Below are 3,481 nucleotides of genomic sequence, written 5' to 3'. Positions count from 1 at the left end.
GGTTATGGAAAGTAAAAGATTATGTAAAATAGTCTGTGTCAATCTGTTCTTTTAGCTGTAGCTACACAATGTGTATTCTATTTTACTTTACATTATTTTGTTGTCGGCAATTATGCCTTAACAACTAAATATTTAATTATGAATGAAGTACAAACCATTGATGAGCTGGTAATCAGCTTTGAAAACCATCTCCGATCACTTCAACGAAGCAGGTTTACCATCCGCCAATACTGGCAAACATGGAAACCGTTGAAGATTTTTATATCTGCTAACAATATTGAGTTCTTTGACATAACAGTAGGCAAACAGTTTATAAAATCAAAGTTGGGAGCATACGAATATGCTAATCTTAATCAAATGCAAAGGAGGTTAGTAAATACAGTGGATGCACTTTCTGTATTTCAACAAACAGGTAAGATACATTTTGGCTCTGCACCACTACGAAGAAATCCGCCCAAAGTATTCACAGGAGAAATAGGCATATTGATGGAAGGATATATCAATTTTAGAAAGACCACTTTTGGATTGGCTAAAAGTACCGCTAATAATAATATCAGATCTTTGTATACTCTTTTTTTGTTTTTAGAGGATAAAGGGGTGCAAAAGATTGATGATATAAGCGAAGTATATATTCTTTTCTTTATTAAGAATCTTAATCCCAGTACTCTGTCGGTTAACCATTCCACATTGGGAGTTGTTAAAGGTTTTCTTAAGTATGCTTATGAAGAAAAAGTTTTTAGCACTGACTGGTCTAAAATAATACAACGTACCAATTACAAAGGGCAACCTAAACTCCCTTCATTCTTCTCTACAGACGAAATAAAATCGATACTAAATTCTATAGATAGATCTAATTCATCAGGAAAAAGGGATTACGCTATGATTTTGTTAGCGATTAAATTGGGCATGCGTGTTTCTGATATTGCGGGGTTGAAGTTTGAAGATATAGATTGGGATAAGCACGTCCTTACGTTTACGCAGTTTAAAACAAAGAAGAGTATTACTTTACCTCTTCTGCCAGAGATAGGCAATGCAATTATAGATTATTTAAAATATGCTCGTGCGGTTTCTGATGAAAGTCACTGCTTTCTCCAACAGTTATCGCCATATAAAAAAGTAACAGCGGAAGATGTTTCTCGTGTTGCCAGATTTTATATTCATCGATCAGGCATCTCTCTTAAAGAAAGAAAGCATGGAGCACATGCACTCAGACATAGCTTTGCAAGTGAGCTTCTTGGAAACAAAACATCGCTCCCTGTTATATCTGAAGCTTTGGGACATGGTCATACATCTTCAACAATGTTTTACCTGCGTATTGATATAAACCAACTTAGACAATGCGCACTTGATGTTTCTTTAGTCCCTTCAACATTTTATCAACAGAAAGGAGGGTTTGTATCATGAACGTTTATTATTACAGCATTTATAAACCTTTTATCAAAGAGTTTATAACATTAAAGAGAAGTCTTGGATATAAATACAATAACATCGAATATGCATTTACCAAGTTCGATCAGCTTGTGCTTGCCCGTGAAGAGCTAAATATTGGACTTTCCAAGGAACTTTGTGAGCAATGGTGTGTAAGACGCCTGAATGAATCAGACAAAACATGGTATAATCGGATACAGATTATCAGGGCATTTTCTTTCTTCTTAATAACATTGAATTATTCTTCCTTTCTTCCTGTTTTGCCAAAAATAAAGAATGTATATACGCCTTACATTTATACGAAAGAGGAAGTAGAATCGTTGTTCATTGCATGTGATAATTTAGAAACAAAAAGTACCTGCTATAACTCAATGGTCTTGATACTGCCATGTTTGCTGAGATTACTATATGGTTGCGGTTTACGATTGGGAGAAGCGCTATCCCTATCATGCAACGATGTGAATCTTCAGGAACAGTATGTCGTAGTTCGGAATACAAAGAATGGAACAGACCGACTGATACCACTTTCTGCATCATTAACAGCGGTCATTAGTGACTATATAAGTCATAGAAAGCATTTTCCATTACGGAGAAATACAAATTTACTGTTTGTGCACCCGAACGGTGATAGTTGTGATAGCCACAAAGTGTACAATTGGTTTAGAAAAATTTTATTCCAGGCTGGAATACCTCATAAAGGAAAGCATCAGGGACCACATTTACATCATCTAAGACATACTTTCGGTGTTCATTCTTTGGCTAAGATGGCAGAAGACGATATTGATTTATACTACTCCCTGCCAATTCTTTCTACTTACTTAGGACATACATCAATTGCCAGTACGAACGCATATGTCCGGTTGACATCAGAAATGTACCCTTCTATTCTTACTAAGGTTAACAATATATCTCCATTTTTATTCCCTGAATTATATAATCATGACAATTATGAAAACAGTTGATTTCTCTAAAAGTCTTGCAGACTTTCTAACTAAATATTTGCCAGCAGAAAGAGGTATGAGTTATAATACTATTACATCTTATAGAGCAACATTCATTTTGCTAATCTCGTTTATGGAAAATGAAAAAAAGATACGACCTGAAAAGCTGATGTTTAGCGACCTTACAAAAAAATGTGTAGATGATTTTCTTAATTATCTGGAAACGGTTCGAAAGTGTAGTATTTCAACACGTAATGTAAGACTAGCAGCATTGCATTCCTTTTTTAAATTTGTTCAATATGAATGGCCTGAGCAAATAGATGAATGCCGAAGAATCTTATCAATCAAAGTTAAAAAAACAAATAAAGGCTCTATTAATTACCTGACAATTGATGGTATAAAACTTCTATTGCTCCAACCTGATCTATCTACAAGCAAGGGTATTCGTGACCTAGCGATGATTGCATTGATGTACGATACAGGTGCACGAGTGCAGGAAATTATTGATCTTACTCCTTTCAGTTTACGGCTAAACAAACCTTATACAATTAAAATAGTCGGAAAAGGAAACAAAGCCAGAATAGTTCCATTAATGAATGAAGAAGTTATCCATCTGAAAAATTATATGTCAAAGAACTCTTTGCTTGAAGATTATGCCAATATGTACCCTTTGTTTAGTAATACCCGCAAAGAAAAACTAACAAGGGCAGGTGTTACACATATTCTTCACAAATATGCCTCAATGGCAAGGAAGGAAAATCCTGTGCTCATACCAACAAAAATCAGTTGCCATTCGTTAAGGCATTCAAAAGCCATGCATCTATTACAAGCAGGTGTCAACTTAATTTATATCCGTGATATTCTTGGGCATGAATCAGTAACAACAACCGAAGTTTATGCTAAGGTTGATTCTAAACAAAAACGAGATGCAATAGAAATGGCATATGTTGGTGTTGTGAAAAAAGAAGCCCCAATATGGATTGAAAATGAAAATCTTTTAGAATGGCTCAAGAATTTTAAATAAGATATAATGTAAAGTAGAATGTCTTAATTATCACAAAAGTAATGGTTAGTCATATTCTACTTTACATTATTCTTTACTTTCCATAACC

3 protein-coding genes are annotated in these 3,481 nt (G+C 34.5%); all 3 read left to right on the top strand.

Features of this window, described 5'->3' with window-relative positions; translation table 11 throughout:
* The first annotated feature begins 138 nt into the window (after nucleotides 1-138).
* From D0817_RS24630 to D0817_RS24620, 3 genes are read left to right on the top strand one after another with little or no spacing between them, the layout of a single operon-like run.
* Entirely contained in the window at nucleotides 139-1,404 is a 1,266-nt protein-coding gene (locus tag D0817_RS24630) for a tyrosine-type recombinase/integrase (protein ID WP_127340987.1), read from the top strand.
* The gene (locus D0817_RS24625; RefSeq protein WP_127340986.1) at nucleotides 1,401-2,390 is read left to right on the top strand and encodes a tyrosine-type recombinase/integrase; all 990 of its coding nucleotides are present in this window, start codon (nucleotides 1,401-1,403) and stop codon (nucleotides 2,388-2,390) included. Before D0817_RS24630 ends, D0817_RS24625 begins: the two co-directional genes overlap by 4 nt.
* Nucleotides 2,377-3,393: a site-specific integrase gene (locus tag D0817_RS24620; RefSeq protein ID WP_127340985.1), complete on the top strand. Its 1,017-nt coding sequence runs from the start codon at nucleotides 2,377-2,379 to the stop codon at nucleotides 3,391-3,393. The genes D0817_RS24625 and D0817_RS24620 overlap by 14 nt, the downstream gene beginning before the upstream one ends.
* The last annotated feature ends 88 nt before the right edge of the window (nucleotides 3,394-3,481 follow it).

This window comes from Flavobacterium cupreum, assembly GCF_003996965.1.
Taxonomy (GTDB): Bacteria; Bacteroidota; Bacteroidia; order Flavobacteriales; family Flavobacteriaceae; genus Flavobacterium; species Flavobacterium cupreum.
This window is presented reverse-complemented; position numbering and strand designations above follow the sequence as displayed.

Coding starts and splice junctions, on each gene's coding strand:
- D0817_RS24630 (WP_127340987.1), top strand. CDS start 139: ATGAATGAAGTACAAACCATTGATGAGCTGGTAATCAGCTTTGAAAAC.
- D0817_RS24625 (WP_127340986.1), top strand. CDS start 1,401: ATGAACGTTTATTATTACAGCATTTATAAACCTTTTATCAAAGAGTTT.
- D0817_RS24620 (WP_127340985.1), top strand. CDS start 2,377: ATGAAAACAGTTGATTTCTCTAAAAGTCTTGCAGACTTTCTAACTAAA.